We start from the raw sequence: 15,333 nt of genomic DNA, 5'->3' as shown, positions 1-15,333 counted from the left end.
CCAGTGCACCCCTACCGCGGTGAGCGCTCGGCGAGCACGCCCTGTCCCGGCACGAGCGCGTTCCGCTCCGCGGCGTCGGCGGCGAAGGCGAGAGCCTGGGCCGGGTCCGCTCCGCGATCGATCGCGGCGAGGAAGCCGCCGAGGAACGCGTCTCCGCTGCCCGCGGAGAATCGTCCGAGAGCGCCCGGCGGCGGCAGGTCCACGCGCGTGCCGGCGAGCAGCGCACTTCCGCCGCGCACTCCGTCGGTCACGACGACGTCCACGGACCAGCGCGAGCCGAGGGCGTGGGCGGCCTCGGAGGCATCCGCGAATCGCTGCTCGAGCAGTTCCTCGACCTCGGCACGGTTCACCTTGACCAGGTCGGCGGACTGGATCAGCGCGCGCAGCGCGGCTCCGGAACTGTCCACCGCGATGCGGGCGCCGCGCGCACGGAGCGCGGCGAGGAGTGCTGCCACCTCGGCCGGGTCGACCGCCGCGGGTACGGATCCGGAGAACGCGACCCACACGTCGCCGGAGGCGGAGGCGGCGGCTTCGAGCGCCGTCGCGCGGAATGCCTCCCACTCGTCGGCGTCCAGCGGGGTGGCGCGCTCGTACAGGTCGGTGCTCGACGCGCCGCCGTCGGTCTCGACGATCGCCGAACACGTGCGGGTCTCGTGCCGGAGCGGGACGATGCGCGTCTCGACCCCGTCTGTCGCGAGGAGGTCGGCGATCCACGCGCCGGTGTGTCCGCCGAGGGCCCCCACTGCCGCGACGTCGGCGCCGAGCGATCGGGCGACCCGCGCGACGTTCAGCGCCTTCCCCCCGGCGACGCGGGTGACGCGCACGGGGCGGGTGATCTCGCCCGGGTGCAATCGGTCGACCTCGTACGTGACGTCGAGGCTGGGGGAGACGGCGAGCGTGACGATCATGGGCGGTCGCTCCACGGGCGCACGGTTCCGAGCGTGCGGGACCTGCCGTCGCGCAGCACCTCGAGTGCCGCCGCCGAGACCTCCTCGGGCGTGTGCCACCGCGGGTGCGCCTCGGCGGTCCATCCGAGTTGCAGCGTGTCCGGCGGCACGGCGAGCGGGCCGCGCGCGGGGTCGGCGCTCGCAGTGGTCCGCACGAGCACGCAGCGCCCCGGCGTCGAACGCCGGATCCACTTCAGGGAGTCGCGCGCGACGGCGGGGCCGTAGACCACTGCCTCGTCCCATTCGAGCCCCCGCAGCGCCGCCTCCAGTGCCTTCGTCTCGCGGGCATCGACCGCGATCGTGTCGCGACCGCCCCCGCGCGAGACTCCGACGACCTCGCCGCCGTCGCGCGCGAGCGTCGCCGCCAGCGGCGCGAGGATGCCCGTGGCGCCGACGACGAGCACGGCTGCTCCGGACATGTCAGAACGCCTGCGGACCGACGGCGGCACCGCTCCGGCCCTGGAGGAAGTCGAGGTCGCAGCCCTCGTCGGCCTGCACGACGTGCTCGACGTAGAGGCGGGTCCAGCCGCGCTCCGAGCCGGCGACGACGGGCGCCTCCCACTCCTGCCGGCGTCGTTGGAGCTCGTCGTCGGAGACGTCCATCGACAGCGACCGCGCGGGGACGTCGAGGGTGACCGTGTCGCCGGTGCGCACGAGCGCGAGCGGGCCCCCGGCGGCGGCCTCCGGCGCGACATGCAGGACGACGGTGCCGTAGGAGGTGCCGCTCATGCGCGCATCCGAGATCCGGACCATGTCCATCACCCCCGCCTCGAGGATCTTGCGCGGCAGCGGCATGTTGCCGACCTCGGGCATGCCGGGGTAGCCCTTCGGCCCCACGTTGCGCACGATGAGCACGTCATCGGGCGTGACGTCGAGGTCGGGGTCGTCGGCGTCGGCGAGGTAGGCCTGCAGCGAGTCCCAGACGAGGGCGCGGCCGGTGTGGGTCATGAGCTCGGGGCTCGCGGCGGACTGCTTGACCACCGCACCGCGCGGGGCGAGGTTGCCGCGCACGACCGCGATGCCGGAGCCGACCGGCTTCACGGGGTTGTCCAGCGGCCGGATGACCTCGCGGTTCCAGACGTCGGCCCCGGCGTAGTTCTCGCCGAGGGTCTGCCCGGTGACGGTGAGGGTGTCGCGGTGCAGCAGGTCGCCGAGCGTCTCCGCGAGGCCGGCGGTGCCGCCGGCGTCCTGGAACTCCTCCATGAGGAACCGCCCGCTCGGCATGAGGTCGGCGAGCACCGGGACGTCGCGGACCAGCGTGTCGAAGTCCTCGAGCTGCAGGTCCACTCCGACGCGGCGCGCGAGCGCCAGCAGGTGGATGACCGCGTTCGTCGAGCCGCCCAGCGCCGCATTGGCGCGCACGCCGTTCTCGAACGCCTCGCGGGTGAGGATCCGCGACGGGCGGAGGTCCTCGGCGACCATCTCGACGATGCGGCGGCCCGCCAGGTGCGCGGCCGTCGCGCGACGGGAGTCGTTCGCGCCGAGCGCCGCCGTTCCGGGCAGCTGCATGCCCATGTACTCCGACACGCACGCCATGGTGGACGCCGTGCCCATGGTCATGCAGTGGCCCTGGCTGCGGGCCATGCAGCCCTCGGCCTCGCGCACCTCCTCGGCCCCGATCTGCCCGGCACGGTACGCCTCGGTGAAGCGCCACACCGAAGTCCCCGAGCCGATGTCGGTCCCGCGGTACTTGCCGTTGAGCATCGGCCCGCCCGTGATGAGCAGGGTCGGCAGGTCCACCGACGCCGCGCCCATGAGGTAGGCGGGCGTCGTCTTGTCGCATCCGGCAAGCAGCACGACCCCGTCGAGCGGGTTCATGCGCAGCGTCTCCTCGAGGTCCATCGCCATCAGGTTGCGCATGAGCATCGCGGTCGGGCGCACCAGGGGCTCGCCCGCCGAGCTGGTCGGGAACTCGAACGGCACACCGCCGGCCTGCCAGATGCCCCGCTTCACGTGCTCGGCGAGCGTGCGCAGGTGCACGTTGCAGCTCGTCAGCTCCGACCAGGAGTTCGCGATGCCGATCACCGGTCGCCCGTCGAACGTGTCGTCCGGCAGGCCCTCGCTGCGCAGCCACGAGCGGTGCATGAAGCCGGTCTTGCCGGGGTCGCCGAACCACACCTGCGAGCGGAGCCCCTCGCCCCAGGGCCGGTCCTCGAGGCCGGTCGATCCGAGGTTCACGGCGCTCATGCGAACCTCGGCAGGTACTGCGCCTGGGCGGCGAGGAGGTCGTCGGTGAGCGCTGCGGCCGCGTCCGCGTCGAAGATCGCGCCGTCGGCGATCATCGCCTCGATCACGAGTCCGCGATCGCCCGTGAGCGCGGCCTCGACGGCGAGGTCCACCGAGGTGAGCCGGCGCGCCAGGATCGACGTGAGCGGCTTGCCGAGGTCGGGCACCGAGATCGGGCGGATGCCGCGTGCGGTGGCCACGCCCGGGATCTCGACGGCCGACCATGCCGGGAGCCCCGGCACGAGGCCCTCGTTGACGACGTTGCAGCTGAACATCTCGCGCGAGTCGAAGGTGATCGAGCGGATGATCGCGATCAGCTGCTCCTGCTCGCCGCCGCTGCGCGCGAAGACCGACTCGTCCAGCGGCTCCTCGCCGAGCGCCTGGCGACGCATCGCCTGGTAGCGGTTCTCGCCCCACTCGAGGATCTCCGGCAGCGAGAACGCGTCGATGCCGAGCTGCTTGCCGTAGTACTCGCCGTTGCCGAAGCGTTCGGGGAAGAACTCGACCACGTGCCGGTCGCCCGCGGCAGCGAAGGCGCCGTAGCGCTCGAACAGCTCCCACGCGAACGGGTTGTGCCACGCCGTGGGGGTGTCGTAGAAGATGTTGCCGATGTCGGCCGGGTCGGGCGCCGCGGCGAGTTCGCGCTGCACCCGCTGGCGGATCAGCGGCCAGGCATCCGCCCCGTCGAGCCGGAAGTCGTAGATGAACGTCAGGTGGTTGATGCCGGCGTAGAGCGTGGAGGTGCGCTCGAACGGGGCGTCGATCAGCTGCGCGAGCTCCCGCTGGATGTGGTGCATCCCGTGGCAGAGGCCGACGACGTCGAGACCGGTCTCCTGGTGGATGGCCTGCACGTTCGCGGTCATCGGGTTTGAGTAGTTGAAGAAGAACGCGTCCGGCGCGAGCTCCGCGATGTCCCGGGCGATCTCGACGAGCACGGGGGTGGTGCGCAGCAGGCGCGAGATGCCTCCGGGCATGATCGAGTCGCCGACGGGCTGGAAGATGCCGTGGCGCTGCACGATCTCGTGGTCGAGCTGCCAGGCGGGCCTGCCGCCGACGCCGACGCAGGTCACGATGAAGTCGGCGCCCGGGAGGACCGCACGGCGGTCGGTCGAGCGGATGACGCGGATGGTGTCGCCCGCGCCGCGGGCCGCGACCATGGCCTCCGCGAGGTCGGCGGCGACGGCGAGCGCCTCGGCGTCGACGTCGACGAGCCGGATCTCCCAGGAGCCCAGGTCGTCGGCGCCGATGAGGTCGGCGAGCAGTCCCCGGGTGAAGACGGCGGATCCCGCGCCGATGAGGACGAGGGTGCGGGTGTCGCTGGTCATGTTCTCTCCTCCGTCAGCGTACGACGACGCGGTTGCGCAGCTCGCCGATGCCGTCGATGCCGCACACGACCTCGTCGCCCGCGGCGAGGTACCGGGCGGGGTTGCGGAATGCGCCTGCGCCGGCGGGCGTGCCGGTGAGGATCAGGTCGCCGGGCTCGAGCGTCACGCCGTCGCTGACGAACGCGAGCAGCGTCGGCACGTCGAAGATCATCTCGGAGGTGTCGTCGTCCTGGAGGATCTCGCCGTTGACCGTGCCGTAGACGCGGTGGCCGGCGGGGTGGCCGAACTCGTCGGCGGTCACGAGCCACGGGCCGAGCGGGGTGAACGTGTCGAACGACTTGCCTCGCGTCCACTGGGTGTCGCCGAACTGCACGTCTCGCGCGGAGACGTCGTTCGCCACCGTGTACGCGGCCACGTCGTCGAGCGTCGCGGGCGTCGTGCCGCCGCAACGGCGCCCGATCAGGAGCGCCAGCTCGACCTCGAGGTCGACCTGCCGGGTGACGTGGCCCGGGACGACGATGTCGTCGCTCGGCCCCGAGATGGAGGTCGCGTACTTCGCGAACGTCAGCGGGCGCTCGGGCTGGGTGAACCCCGTCTCGCTGGTGTGGTCGGCGTAGTTCAGGCCGACGGCGATGATCTTCCCGGCGCCCGAGACGGGGGCGGCGAGGTGCAGTGCGTCGAGGTCGACCTGCTCCCAGGACTCCGCGGCGCCGCTGCGTGCGGACTCGATGGCGACCAGCGCGTCATCCGGGTGGTCCGTCGGCGCGATACGGGTCGCAGCGTCGCTCACGACGACGATTCGGGGGCTGCCGTCGACGACGGCGCGGGCGATCTTCATTGGTTCTCCTTCGCAACTGCTGCCACGATTCTGTCACACCCGAGCAGAAATGAGCAAGAATGAGCACATGAACTCACTCACGCCCCTTCATGTCGGTCCCTCGCACCTCCGCACGCTCGGGCCGGTGAGCCTCGCGCAGGGGGTCTACGGCGCCCGCGGCAACCTCGAGCTCCTCGCCTGCGACGCGCACGACGGGCTGTGGGTCTTCTGGTGCAACGCCGACCTCCCGACGGATCCGCCGGCCGACGGCGATGTCGGGCCCGGGCAGTGGAGCGACGGTCTGCACTTCGCCGCCGGTGATCGCTACACGCGCGCGCAGATCGTGCAGTCCGTGCTCGGCCCCGACCACCTCGAGGTGCTCGCGCTCACCGCCCAGGGGATCCTGCAGAGCTGGTACTGGTCGCCCGAGCACGGGTTCCTGCGCCGTCCCACGGACGCGGCGGACTCGGTGCGCACGTTCGCGCTGGCGCACGAGCACGGTGTCCTCCGGGTCACGACCGAGACGAGCTCCGGCGAGCTGCGGCACTTCCGCTCCGAGGCTGCGGGGTACCCCGAGCGGTCATGGGCGGATGCCTCGGAGGGTCCGGGACTCGACGACGACGCGCTCGCCGCACTCGTCGCCGCGGGTGTCGCCGCCGACGACGTGGAGGCGGGTACAGCACGCGCTGCACGCTCGACCCGCGGCGGCGGAACGCTCGAGCTCACGTGGCGCGACGCGGCGACGGGCGGGATCCGCCATGTCGCCGCGTCGCTGGAGTGAGGTCAGTTCACCCGGTGGATCATCGTGTTGGCGAACTGGTAGCGGTAGCCGGCATCCTTCACCGCCGCGTCGTGGCGCGGGCTCTGCCCGTACGACGACCCGTGCAGCCAGACGAACGCGGGAGCCGGTTGCCCGGTGACGGCCTCGAGGGCACGCTTCGAGTCGACGACCTCGCGCTCGATGTCGGCGTCCGAGAGCACCGTGTCGAACCCCTCGTGGTGCGCGGTGTGCGGGAACACGACGTGACGACGTGACAGGTCGTGCACCTCGTCCCAGTCCATCGCGATGCGACCGCCCTGCGTGTCCTCCTCGACCAGGGAGATCCAGTGCGCGCGCGCGAACGCCTCCTGGTATTCGGGGTCGCAATCGACGAAGGAGGTCGCGATCGGGAACCAGCCGGTCAGGCCGAGTTCGTCGCACAACGGCGCGGCGACCGTCGCCGAGTTCCGGTAGCCCTCGTAGAACACCGGGATGAGGCCCGGCTTGTCCTTGCGCCAGGTGCCGGTCTCGAAGAGCGCGTCGAGGTCGTCGAGGGTGACCGGCGCGTAGTCGCGGGCGAAGCCGGCGAGCTCCGTGGCCAGTTCGTCGCGGGCCGCACGGGGGGTGGAGTGGTAGTTGACCACTCGGATGAAGTTGCCGCGCCGCAGCTGCTCGCGCTGGGCGGTGAAGGAAGGGCGGGTCATGTCAGTCGTCTTTCTGGCCGGCGGTGTCGGCGATGAGGAGGGCGCCCGGGGCGAAGTGCGTGTAGGCGAGGGCCTGCATGACGGTGATCACGGCGCCCTCGTCGTCGTCCCGGGCCCACGGCACGAGTGCCTCGTGGTACCGCTCGGACACGTCGAGGAGTGTCGCCGCCTCATCGAGCTGCGCGGTCTGCGTCGACGCGGGGATCGTCCCGCGCTCGTCGGCGAGGCCGAGGATCATGGGGATGCCCTCGCGCTCGAGCCTGCGCTCGTGGCACGCCCGCAGCAGACCGACGATGTCACCGGCCTCGAAGAGCTGCGCGGGTGTGGGGTCGCCGTCGTGTGCGGCGGGCCCCGTCACGGTGGTGGCCATGGTGGTCCTTTCGAGTGTCAGCAGGTGGAGAGCGCGGGCGCCGAGATGGTGCGCGCGATGCGTTCGACGGAGCCGGCGATGGCCTCGCGGGCGCTCGTAAGAGCGCGACGCGGGTCCGGTCCCGGCCCGAGCCCGTCGACGAGGGCACGCGTGTATTCGGCGGAGAGCTGGGTGCCGACGTTGACCTTGCGGATTCCCGCCGCGACCGCGTCCCGCAGCCCGTCGTCGGGGACGCCGGACGAGCCGTGGAGGACGAGGGGCACCGGGACGGCATCCGCGAGACGGCGGATGAGCGCGTCGTCGGGGTGCGCGGTCCGCGTCGTCATGGCGTGCGACGTGCCGACGGCGACCGCGAGGGCGTCGACACCCGTGGCGGCGACGAATGCCGCGGCATCCGCGGGGTCGGTGCGCACGCCGGGCGCATGCGCGCCGTCCTTGCCGCCGATCTCGCCGAGCTCGGCCTCGATCCAGATCCCGAGCTCGTGTCCGCGTGCCGCGACCGCGGCCGTCTTCGCGACGTTTGTCGCGTACGGGAGCGTGGATGCGTCGAACATCGCGGAGCCGAAGCCGAGCGCGGCCGCCTCCTCGACCAGGTCGGCGTCCTCGCAGTGGTCCAGGTGCAGTCCGACCGGAACGCCGGCGCCCTCGGCGATCGCCAGGCATCCCGCGGCGAGCGGCGCGAGTGCGCCGTGGAAGCGCACCGCGTTGTGGCTCACCGAGAGGAGGACGGGCAGGCCCGCGCGCTCGGCGCCGAGCACGATTCCCTCGGCGTACTCGAGCGTGATGACGTTGAATGCGGCGATTGCGGGCAGGCTCGCGCCCGCCCCCGGCTCGACCAGCCGGGCAGCGGTGGTCAGCATGTCTCGACGTTCACCCCCGCACCGCGGAAGCGCTCGAGCAGCTCCGGGTCCGCCGCGTCGTCCGTGATCAGCGTGCTGATCGCGGAGGTGGGGACGAGCCGGGCCGGGCCGCGCTGGGCGAGCTTGCTGTGGTCGGCGAGCATGATCAGCTCCCGCGCCGAGGAGGCGAGCGAGCGGTCGGTCTGCGTCTCGCTCAGGTTGGTGCCCGTCACGCCGATGTCGGGATCGATGCCGAAGGCGCCGGAGAAGACCTGGTCGATGCCGAACTCGTCGAGCCCGGCGATCGTGAGATGCCCGAGCAGGCTCATCTCCTGCCGGCGCAGTAGGCCGCCGAGCACGATGATCGACACCTCGCTGTACTGCGAGATCCGGTTCACGACCGGAAGGCTGTTCGTCAGCACCGTCAGCCCCTGCACGGTGCCCAGCGACGGCAGCATCGCCTCGGTCGTCGTGCCGCCGAGGATGAGGATCGTCGAGTGGTCGCGGATGTGCGCCGCGGCGGCAGCGCCGATGCGGCGCTTCTCGTCGGCGAACGCGATCTCGCGGAGGGGACGGATCGGCTCGACGTCCTCGGTCAGCGGGGCGGCCCCGCCGTGGACGCGCTCGATGAGCCCGCGGTCCTGCAGCTCGTTCAGGTCGCGTCGGACGGTCGAGGTGCTGACGCCGAGGAGGCGAGCCATCTCGTTGACCGACCCGGTGCCGTAGGTCCGGATGTGGTTGAGCAGTTCACGCTGGCGCTTCGGGCCGAGCAGCGGTTCAGTAGCCGGAGACACGATCCACCTCATTCAGCAGGGGCCGCCCGTCGGCGAGCCGGTTGAGATTCTCGACGACGAGGTCGAGCGTCTGCGATTGGTATTCAGGTGCGAGGCCCGCCACGTGCGGGGTGACGAGCACCCCCGGCTCGGACCACCACGGGGAATCCGGTGGGAGCGGCTCGTCGTCGAACACGTCGAGCGCGGCACCACCGATCTCTCCGCTGCGGAGCCGGCCGAGGAGCGCGTCCTCGTCCACGATGCCACCTCTGGCGATGTTCACGACGAAGGCGCCCGGGGGAAGCAGCGCGAGCTCGGCATCGCCGATCATGCCGCGCGTGAGTTCCGTCAGCGGCACCACCACGACGAGCACGTCGCTCTGCGCGAGCACCTCGTGCAGGCGCTCCATCGGGAAGATCTCGGTCGTGTCCGCGTCGGCGCTGCTGCGTCCGGTGTCGAACTTCGCCGTGCCGTCGCTGCGGGCGGCCGTGCGCTTGAGCCCCAGCACCCGCATGCCGAATGCGCCGGCGAGGCGGGAGATCTCGCGCCCGATGCGTCCGTAGCCGATGATCCCCACGGTCGCGCCGACCAGTGAGCGGGGGGTGAGCGTCGCGAGACGCTCCGCGTCGCCCGGCCAGGTCCGCGTCGCCCGGAGCCGTTCGATCAGGGGCATCCGGTGCGCGAGCTCCAGCATCGACATCATCGCGTACTCGGCCATCGGGACCGGGGCGATGCCGCCCAGTGTGGCGATCGGGATCTCGGTGTCCCACAGCGCGGTGCCGCGGACGTGGTCCACGCCCGACGTGTCGAGCTGGATCGCCCGCAGGTTCGGGACCTGCGCGGCGTCGGGCAGCCACGAGCTCGTGTGCAGCAGGTCGGTGCGCTCCAGCACCTCCGCCGAGGGCTCGGTGCCGGACCCGAAGCGGTGCAGGTCGAGCCCGGGGACCCGGCGCGCGAGTGCGTCGAACCACTCGGTCGGGAGGTCGAGGGTGCAGACGTAGGTGAGGGTCATCGGATGCCGCTCCTCGCGAAGCCCTGCACGAAGTACCGCTGGAAGAACAGGAACAGCAGCACCATCGGGATCACCGAGATCAGGGCGAGCGCCATGATCGCGTTGTAGTCGGGGGTGGTCTGGCCCTTCAGGTAGAGCAGTCCGATCGGCAGGGTGAACAGGTCGGGGTCCTTCAGTGCGATGAGGGGCCAGGCGAAGTCGTTCCAGCTCCCCATCAGCGTGAGCAGGGTGAGCACGGCGATGAGCGGCTTGCACAGCGGGAGCACGACCTGCAGGAAGATCCGCAGCTGTCCCGCCCCGTCGATGCGGGCCGCCTCGACGAGCTCGTCCGGAATCGAGAGGAAGAACTGGCGGGCGAGGAAGATCCCGAACGCCGCGGCGGCTCCCGGGAGGATGACGCCCCAGTAGGTGCCGTAGATGCCGAGGCCCGCGACCAGCTTGAACTGGGCGACCATGATCGCCTGGACCGGGATCATCATCGTCGCCAGGGCGAGCATGAAGATCGTGTTGCGTCCACGGAACGGCAGTCGCGCGAACGCGTACCCGGCCAGCAGGTTGACCACGACCGTGAAGGCGGTGATGAACGTGCCGATGACGAGCGAGTTGCCGAACCACTCGACCACCGGATAGCGCCGGAAGACCGCCTCGAAGTTCTCGAGCGTGAAGGTCGACGGCCACAGCGTGACCCCGGGCTCGAAGACCTCGCCCCGCGGGGAGAACGCGACCACCAGCATCCAGTACAGCGGGAACATCACGATGATGCAGACGATCACGGCGATGATGGTGCGGGCGACGATGCCCTTCCGGTCCGCGCTGGCGAGCGCGCGGCGACGGCGGAGCCGACGGGCCGAGCGCTGCCCGAGCTGCTGCGCCTCCGACATCTGGATCAGGTTCGTGGTTTCAGCCATTGGTGCCTCCTATTCCACGAGGTCTCGGGTGCGGCTCGTCTTCCACTGGATGAAGGTGAAGATGAGGGTGATGATGAGGATCACGACGCCGATCGCCGCGCCGTACCCCTGTTCGCGGATCTGGAAGCCGTTCCGGTACGCGTAGGTGACGAGCACGGAGGTCGCATCGCCGGGTCCGCCGCCCGTCATCACGAAGATCAGGTCGAACACCTGGAACGAGGCGATGACGTTCATGATGAGCAGGAAGAACGTGCTGGGGCCGACCAGCGGCACGGTGATCGCGCGGAACTGCTGCCAGCGGGTCGCTCCGTCGATGCGGGCCGCCTCGTACAGCTCGGGGGAGATGCCCTGCAGGCCGGCCAGGTAGATGACCATGTTGAAGCCGACGCGCAGCCAGACCGCGACGATCATCACGGAGATCATCGCCGGGGCGCCCTCGGACTGCCAGGCGATGGGGTCGAGCCCGATGGCCTGGAGGACCTTGTTGATGATTCCGTTGGTCTGGTAGAACATCGTGACCGCGATCATGCCCGTCGCGACGCCCGAGATGACCATCGGCAGCACGATCATGGTGCGGAAGACGCCGCGGGCCGGGAGCGCCGAGTTGAGCAGCACCGCCAGGCCGAGGCCCGCCGCCATATCGATGGGGACCGTGACGATGGTGAAGACCATCGTGTTGGCGAGGCTCCGCCAGAAGACGGGGTCGCCCGCCATCTTGACGTAGTTGTCGAAGCCGACCCAGTCCGGGTCGCCGAACCCGCGCGTCTCCTGGAACGACAGCTGGATCGCCCAGAGGATCGGCGCGAACAGGAACAGCGACATCAGGATCAGGTTGGGGGTGATGAACCCCCAGCCGACGAGGGCCTCGCGGAACCGTGCGGCGCGGCGGCCCGCCCGGGGCACGGCCGGCGCCGAGGCGCTCACCGTGCCCCGAGCGGATGTGGCAGTCATTACTGCGCCGCCTCCTCGATCGCCGCGGAGAGGTTCGCGAGCGTGTCGGCGGTGGACTGGCCGCCGAGGAACGCGGCCTCGAGCTGGTCCTGCAGGGCGGTGTTGATCGCCGCCATCGCGGGGGAGGTCACCTGCTGCACGTCCTGCGGCTCGATGGTCGTGGCCTGCTCGACGAAGACGGGCATGACGTCGGGCCGCACCGCGAACTCGATCGCGTCACCGGAGAGGTCGGTGCGCGTCGGGAGCTCGTTGGTCGCCGCGCAGAACGCGTTCATCGCGTCGGCCGAGACCATGTACTTCAGGAACGCCGCCGCGAGGTCGGGGTTCGCGGTGTCCTTCGTCGCGACGAGCGCGTTGCCGCCCAGTTCGGTCGCGCCACGGACGTCGCGCGGCATGGGCACGCTGGTCCACTCGAACTCGTTGAAGTAGTCCATGTCGGGCACCAGGAACGATCCGATGAAGGCCATCGCTGTGGTCTCCTCGGCGAACAGCGAGTCGGCGTAGGTGGTGGCCTTGGTGGAGCTGGTCGGCGGCACCCAGTCGTTCTCGAAGAAGCTCTTCGTGAAGTCGAGCGCCTGCTCGCCGGCCGGCGAGTCGATCGCCGGGGTCGTGCCGTCGCTCTCGAGGAAGCGTCCGTCGGCCTGGAACAGCCAGCTGAACCAGCGCGGTGCGCCACCGAGCTGCCAGTTGTAGACGAACGGGTACTTGTCCGACGGCAGCGCCTCGCGCAGGTCGCCGGCGACCGCCGCGAACTCGTCCCAGGTCCAGGCGTCGTCCTGGGTGGTCGGAAGGGTCGACGTGTCGAAGCCGGCCGACTCGAGCATGTCGAGGTTCACGAGCAGGGCGGACACGTCGGTCTGGTGCGGCACGCCGTAGGGGACGCCGTCGTACGACACGGCCTCCCACATGGCGGGCACGAAGTCGTCGATCTCGTCGTCGGAGAAGTACGACGAGACGTCGAGCAGCTGGTCCTGGCTCGAGTAGACGCCCAGGTTGCCGTAGTCGACGCGGAACACGTCGGGCGCATCCCCCGAGGAGAGCTGCGCGTCGATGTTCGAGAACATCTGGTCGTAGGGAACGACGTTCAGGTTGACGGTGGCTCCCTCGTGCTCGGCCTCGAACTGGTCGATCAGCTCGCCGAACGCGGTCTCTTCGCTCTCGCTCGCCCAGGTCGTGAACGTGATGCTACCGCTCATGCCGTCGCCGGCGCTCTCGTCGCTGCTCGATCCGCCGCCGAAACCGGCACAGCCGGTGAGGGCGACCGTGCTTGCGGCGAGCAGTGCTGCTCCGCCGATCACACGCTTGTTGCTGATAGTCACGCTGCAATCCCTTCGGGTTTCGTGTGGCGCAGGGAAGGGTGCTGCTCTGCGCCTCTCGGTGTGTGACCGAGTATCACTAATGATCTGCAAATAGTCAAGAACTTTCAAAGTCTGCTCATTTGTGATTGAATCTGGGTGATTCACCGGGCGCCCGAGCGGCCGGGAGCGAACGTATGGAGGATCATCGATGAACGACCGTTCGACTGCGAAGGGTGTCGTGACCGAGCAGGAGCTCACCAGCCAGCCCGAGATGTGGACGCGTGCGGCGGAGCTTCCGGTCGACCAGCTGGGACTGCTCCCGGCGCCAGGCGAGCCCGTGCTCCTCGTGGGCTGCGGCACGTCGTACTACATCGGCGACGCCTACGCCTACCTGCGCAACGACGCCGGCCTGGGCCGCACCCGTGCGGCGATCCCGAGCGAGCTGACCTGGGTCGACGACGACGAGCACATCGTCGTGATCTCCCGGTCGGGTACCACGGCCGACGTCGTCGACATCGTCGAGCGCTACGGCTCGACGCACCGGATCACCGCGATCCTGGGCGACGTCGACACCCCGCTCGGTGAGCTGTGCGACCGGATCGTCCACCTCGGATTCGCCGACGAGACCTCAATCGTGCAGACGCGGTTCGCCACGACCGTGCTGACGGTGCTGCGCGCGTCGATCGACGCGGTGCCCGCGGGGCTCGTCGACGACGCGCGCGCCGCGCTCGACCTTCCGCTTCCGGCCGACCCGGCGAGCGTCCGGCAGGTGGTGTTCCTCGGTCACCGCTGGAGCGTCGGCCTCGCCCACGAGGCGGCACTCAAGCTGCGCGAGTCGGCCGGCGCATGGACCGAGGCGTACCCCGTGTGGGAGTACCAGCACGGACCGATCTCGTGCGCAGGGCCCGGCTCGCTCGTCTGGTTCCTCGGCGACGTCCCTCCCGCAGTCGCGGCCGACGTGCGCTCGACCGGCGCCACGGTCTACTCGAACGAGCTGGATGCGCAGGCGAACCTCGTGCTCGCCCACCGGCTGGCGCTCGAGATGGCGCGCGCGGCCGATCGCGACCCCGACACGCCGCCGTTCCTCAACCGCTCGGTGCTCGCGACGAGCTGATGCCCGTCGTCACCGTCCTCGCGCCTCCCCATCCGCAGGCGCTCGCGCTGCTTCGGTCGATCGCCGACGCCGTCGCCGACGCGATCGGCGGCGGACGCGGCGACGTCATCGCCCAGTCCGCGACGTGCACGGCATCCGTCGCAAGCGGGGCCGACGTCGTCGACCCGTGGATCGTCGTCACCATCCAGGGTTCCGCTCGTCCGCACGAGAGGATGGATCGTGCCCGTTCCGCGGCCGAGGCCGTCGTGCGCGACTGGGCGAGGCGAACCGGAACATCGCTGGGAGGTGTGTGGACGCAATGGCAGTGCCCGGAATCGGCGGTGCCGACGACCTGATCGTCGTCGGCGAGTTGTGCGTCGACCTGATCATCCGGCTCGACGGCGACATCCGCTTCGGCCAGCACGAGCAGCTCGTGCACTCCACCGACCTCGTGCTCGGCAGCTCGTCGGCGATCACCGCGTGCGGTGCGGCAGCGCTCGGCGTGCGCACGGCCATGGCGAGCGTGCGCGGCGACGACGAGTTCGGAGCGTTCGTCGCGCAGGAACTCGCGACCCGCGGCGTCGGGACGCAGCAGGTGCGCGTGGAGCACGGCGTCCCCACCGGGGCATCCACCCATCTGTCGCGATCCGACGGCGACCGCGCCATCCTGACGTCGATGGGGACGATCGGCCGCACCCGCGCCGCCGACGTCGAGCTCGACGGAGCGCGGCACCTGCACGTCGGCAGCTACTTCCTGCAGCGCGACCTCTGGGCGGATGCGGTCGACCTCTTCGCCGCCGCGCGTGCGCGCGGAATGAGCACGTCGCTCGACGGCAACTTCGACCCGACCGAGCAGTGGGACTGCGGCATCCTCGCACTGCTGGGGCACGTCGACATCTTCTTCGCCAACGAGCAGGAGCTCCGGGGCGTCACCGGTGAGTCCAGCCTGACGGATGCGGCCGCATCGGCCCTCGAGCGGATGCCGGAGGGCTCGCGCCTGGTCTGCAAGCTCGGCGCCGAGGGCGCGCTGGTGCACACCCGCCGTGCCGGCCGCATCGAGACGGTGCGCGCGGAGACGCCGGTCGCACCGGGTTCCCTCGTCGACACCGTCGGTGCGGGCGACAGCCTGGCCGCCGGGTTCATCGCGGCTCATCTCTCCGGCTCGACGACTCCCGTGGCCCTCGCCGTCGCATGCGGCACGGCGTCGACCCGCGGTGCGGGCGGCGTCGGTGCCCAGCCCGACCGCGCAACCGCCGAGGCGCTCGCGTCCACGGTGCGGATCGCGCGCGGTTGATCCTCGGACGCCGTGT

17 protein-coding genes are annotated in these 15,333 nt (G+C 70.8%); 4 read left to right on the top strand and 13 right to left on the bottom strand.

Features of this window, described 5'->3' with window-relative positions:
* Positions 1-11: 11 nt before the first annotated feature.
* The 5 genes from QMG39_RS03695 to QMG39_RS03675 are packed head-to-tail and all read right to left on the bottom strand — an operon-like array spanning position 12 to position 5,336.
* The gene (locus tag QMG39_RS03695; RefSeq protein ID WP_281882498.1) at positions 12-923 is read right to left on the bottom strand and encodes a 1-phosphofructokinase family hexose kinase; all 912 of its coding nucleotides are present in this window, start codon (positions 921-923) and stop codon (positions 12-14) included.
* Complete coding sequence (locus QMG39_RS03690) at positions 905-1,366, bottom strand: Rossmann-fold NAD(P)-binding domain-containing protein (RefSeq protein ID WP_281882496.1); 462 nt, start codon at positions 1,364-1,366, stop codon at positions 905-907. Before QMG39_RS03690 ends, QMG39_RS03695 begins: the two co-directional genes overlap by 19 nt.
* 1 nt (position 1,367) lies before the next feature.
* Entirely contained in the window at positions 1,368-3,134 is a 1,767-nt protein-coding gene (locus tag QMG39_RS03685; RefSeq protein WP_281882495.1) for an IlvD/Edd family dehydratase, read from the bottom strand.
* On the bottom strand, positions 3,131-4,498 hold the full coding sequence (locus QMG39_RS03680; protein WP_281882494.1) for a family 4 glycosyl hydrolase: 1,368 nt from the start codon (positions 4,496-4,498) through the stop codon (positions 3,131-3,133). The genes QMG39_RS03685 and QMG39_RS03680 overlap by 4 nt, the downstream gene beginning before the upstream one ends.
* Before the next feature lie 13 nt (positions 4,499-4,511).
* Entirely contained in the window at positions 4,512-5,336 is an 825-nt protein-coding gene (locus QMG39_RS03675; protein ID WP_281882493.1) for a fumarylacetoacetate hydrolase family protein, read from the bottom strand.
* Positions 5,337-5,403: 67 nt separating this feature from the next.
* On the opposite strand from QMG39_RS03675, the gene QMG39_RS03670 reads away from it, so the two are divergent.
* Positions 5,404-6,096: a hypothetical protein gene (locus QMG39_RS03670; protein WP_281882492.1), complete on the top strand. Its 693-nt coding sequence runs from the start codon at positions 5,404-5,406 to the stop codon at positions 6,094-6,096.
* A 2-nt stretch (positions 6,097-6,098) separates the two neighbouring features.
* Here the strand turns inward: QMG39_RS03670 and QMG39_RS03665 are convergent, their stop codons facing one another.
* From QMG39_RS03665 to QMG39_RS03630, 8 genes are read right to left on the bottom strand one after another with little or no spacing between them, the layout of a single operon-like run.
* Positions 6,099-6,779 carry a polysaccharide deacetylase family protein gene (locus QMG39_RS03665; protein ID WP_281882491.1) on the bottom strand — a complete coding sequence of 227 codons (681 nt, stop codon included), beginning with the start codon at positions 6,777-6,779 and terminating at the stop codon, positions 6,099-6,101.
* A 1-nt stretch (position 6,780) separates the two neighbouring features.
* A complete protein-coding gene (locus tag QMG39_RS03660; RefSeq protein WP_281882490.1) occupies positions 6,781-7,149 on the bottom strand; it encodes a hypothetical protein in 369 nt (122 codons plus the stop codon).
* A gap of 17 nt (positions 7,150-7,166) precedes the next feature.
* Positions 7,167-8,009, bottom strand: a complete 843-nt coding sequence (locus tag QMG39_RS03655) for a class II fructose-bisphosphate aldolase (RefSeq protein WP_281882488.1) — start codon at positions 8,007-8,009, stop codon at positions 7,167-7,169.
* Positions 8,003-8,782, bottom strand: coding sequence for a DeoR/GlpR family DNA-binding transcription regulator (locus QMG39_RS03650; RefSeq protein ID WP_281882487.1), 780 nt, complete (start codon positions 8,780-8,782; stop codon positions 8,003-8,005). Before QMG39_RS03650 ends, QMG39_RS03655 begins: the two co-directional genes overlap by 7 nt.
* Positions 8,766-9,773, bottom strand: coding sequence for a D-2-hydroxyacid dehydrogenase (locus QMG39_RS03645; RefSeq protein WP_281882486.1), 1,008 nt, complete (start codon positions 9,771-9,773; stop codon positions 8,766-8,768). The genes QMG39_RS03650 and QMG39_RS03645 overlap by 17 nt, the downstream gene beginning before the upstream one ends.
* Positions 9,770-10,681, bottom strand: coding sequence for a carbohydrate ABC transporter permease (locus QMG39_RS03640; RefSeq protein ID WP_281882485.1), 912 nt, complete (start codon positions 10,679-10,681; stop codon positions 9,770-9,772). Before QMG39_RS03640 ends, QMG39_RS03645 begins: the two co-directional genes overlap by 4 nt.
* A gap of 9 nt (positions 10,682-10,690) precedes the next feature.
* Positions 10,691-11,632, bottom strand: a complete 942-nt coding sequence (locus tag QMG39_RS03635) for a carbohydrate ABC transporter permease (protein ID WP_281882484.1) — start codon at positions 11,630-11,632, stop codon at positions 10,691-10,693.
* Positions 11,632-12,951, bottom strand: a complete 1,320-nt coding sequence (locus tag QMG39_RS03630; RefSeq protein WP_281882483.1) for an ABC transporter substrate-binding protein — start codon at positions 12,949-12,951, stop codon at positions 11,632-11,634. Before QMG39_RS03630 ends, QMG39_RS03635 begins: the two co-directional genes overlap by 1 nt.
* Positions 12,952-13,138: 187 nt before the next feature.
* On the opposite strand from QMG39_RS03630, the gene QMG39_RS03625 reads away from it, so the two are divergent.
* The 3 genes from QMG39_RS03625 to QMG39_RS03615 are packed head-to-tail and all read left to right on the top strand — an operon-like array spanning position 13,139 to position 15,317.
* Positions 13,139-14,044: an SIS domain-containing protein gene (locus QMG39_RS03625; protein WP_281882482.1), complete on the top strand. Its 906-nt coding sequence runs from the start codon at positions 13,139-13,141 to the stop codon at positions 14,042-14,044.
* Positions 14,044-14,379 (top strand): hypothetical protein, encoded by a 336-nt coding sequence (locus QMG39_RS03620; RefSeq protein ID WP_281882481.1) that lies wholly within the window; start codon positions 14,044-14,046, stop codon positions 14,377-14,379. The genes QMG39_RS03625 and QMG39_RS03620 overlap by 1 nt, the downstream gene beginning before the upstream one ends.
* Positions 14,343-15,317 carry a carbohydrate kinase family protein gene (locus tag QMG39_RS03615; RefSeq protein ID WP_281882480.1) on the top strand — a complete coding sequence of 325 codons (975 nt, stop codon included), beginning with the start codon at positions 14,343-14,345 and terminating at the stop codon, positions 15,315-15,317. The genes QMG39_RS03620 and QMG39_RS03615 overlap by 37 nt, the downstream gene beginning before the upstream one ends.
* Positions 15,318-15,333 lie beyond the last annotated feature (16 nt).

The organism is Agromyces rhizosphaerae (assembly GCF_027925245.1).
GTDB classification, from domain to species: domain Bacteria; phylum Actinomycetota; class Actinomycetes; order Actinomycetales; family Microbacteriaceae; genus Agromyces; species Agromyces rhizosphaerae.
The sequence above is the reverse complement of the archived record's forward strand: the minus strand, read 5'-3'. Positions and strand labels throughout refer to the sequence as shown.

Bases quoted from the DNA above. Each gene is read 5' to 3' on its own strand.
- QMG39_RS03690 (WP_281882496.1), bottom strand. From the start codon at position 1,366: ATGTCCGGAGCAGCCGTGCTCGTCGTCGGCGCCACGGGCATCCTCGCG.
- QMG39_RS03685 (WP_281882495.1), bottom strand. From the start codon at position 3,134: ATGAGCGCCGTGAACCTCGGATCGACCGGCCTCGAGGACCGGCCCTGG.
- QMG39_RS03680 (WP_281882494.1), bottom strand. From the start codon at position 4,498: ATGACCAGCGACACCCGCACCCTCGTCCTCATCGGCGCGGGATCCGCC.
- QMG39_RS03675 (WP_281882493.1), bottom strand. From the start codon at position 5,336: ATGAAGATCGCCCGCGCCGTCGTCGACGGCAGCCCCCGAATCGTCGTC.
- QMG39_RS03670 (WP_281882492.1), top strand. From the start codon at position 5,404: ATGAACTCACTCACGCCCCTTCATGTCGGTCCCTCGCACCTCCGCACG.
- QMG39_RS03665 (WP_281882491.1), bottom strand. From the start codon at position 6,779: ATGACCCGCCCTTCCTTCACCGCCCAGCGCGAGCAGCTGCGGCGCGGC.
- QMG39_RS03660 (WP_281882490.1), bottom strand. From the start codon at position 7,149: ATGGCCACCACCGTGACGGGGCCCGCCGCACACGACGGCGACCCCACA.
- QMG39_RS03655 (WP_281882488.1), bottom strand. From the start codon at position 8,009: ATGCTGACCACCGCTGCCCGGCTGGTCGAGCCGGGGGCGGGCGCGAGC.
- QMG39_RS03645 (WP_281882486.1), bottom strand. From the start codon at position 9,773: ATGACCCTCACCTACGTCTGCACCCTCGACCTCCCGACCGAGTGGTTC.
- QMG39_RS03640 (WP_281882485.1), bottom strand. From the start codon at position 10,681: ATGGCTGAAACCACGAACCTGATCCAGATGTCGGAGGCGCAGCAGCTC.
- QMG39_RS03635 (WP_281882484.1), bottom strand. From the start codon at position 11,632: ATGACTGCCACATCCGCTCGGGGCACGGTGAGCGCCTCGGCGCCGGCC.
- QMG39_RS03625 (WP_281882482.1), top strand. From the start codon at position 13,139: ATGAACGACCGTTCGACTGCGAAGGGTGTCGTGACCGAGCAGGAGCTC.
- QMG39_RS03620 (WP_281882481.1), top strand. From the start codon at position 14,044: ATGCCCGTCGTCACCGTCCTCGCGCCTCCCCATCCGCAGGCGCTCGCG.
- QMG39_RS03615 (WP_281882480.1), top strand. From the start codon at position 14,343: ATGGCAGTGCCCGGAATCGGCGGTGCCGACGACCTGATCGTCGTCGGC.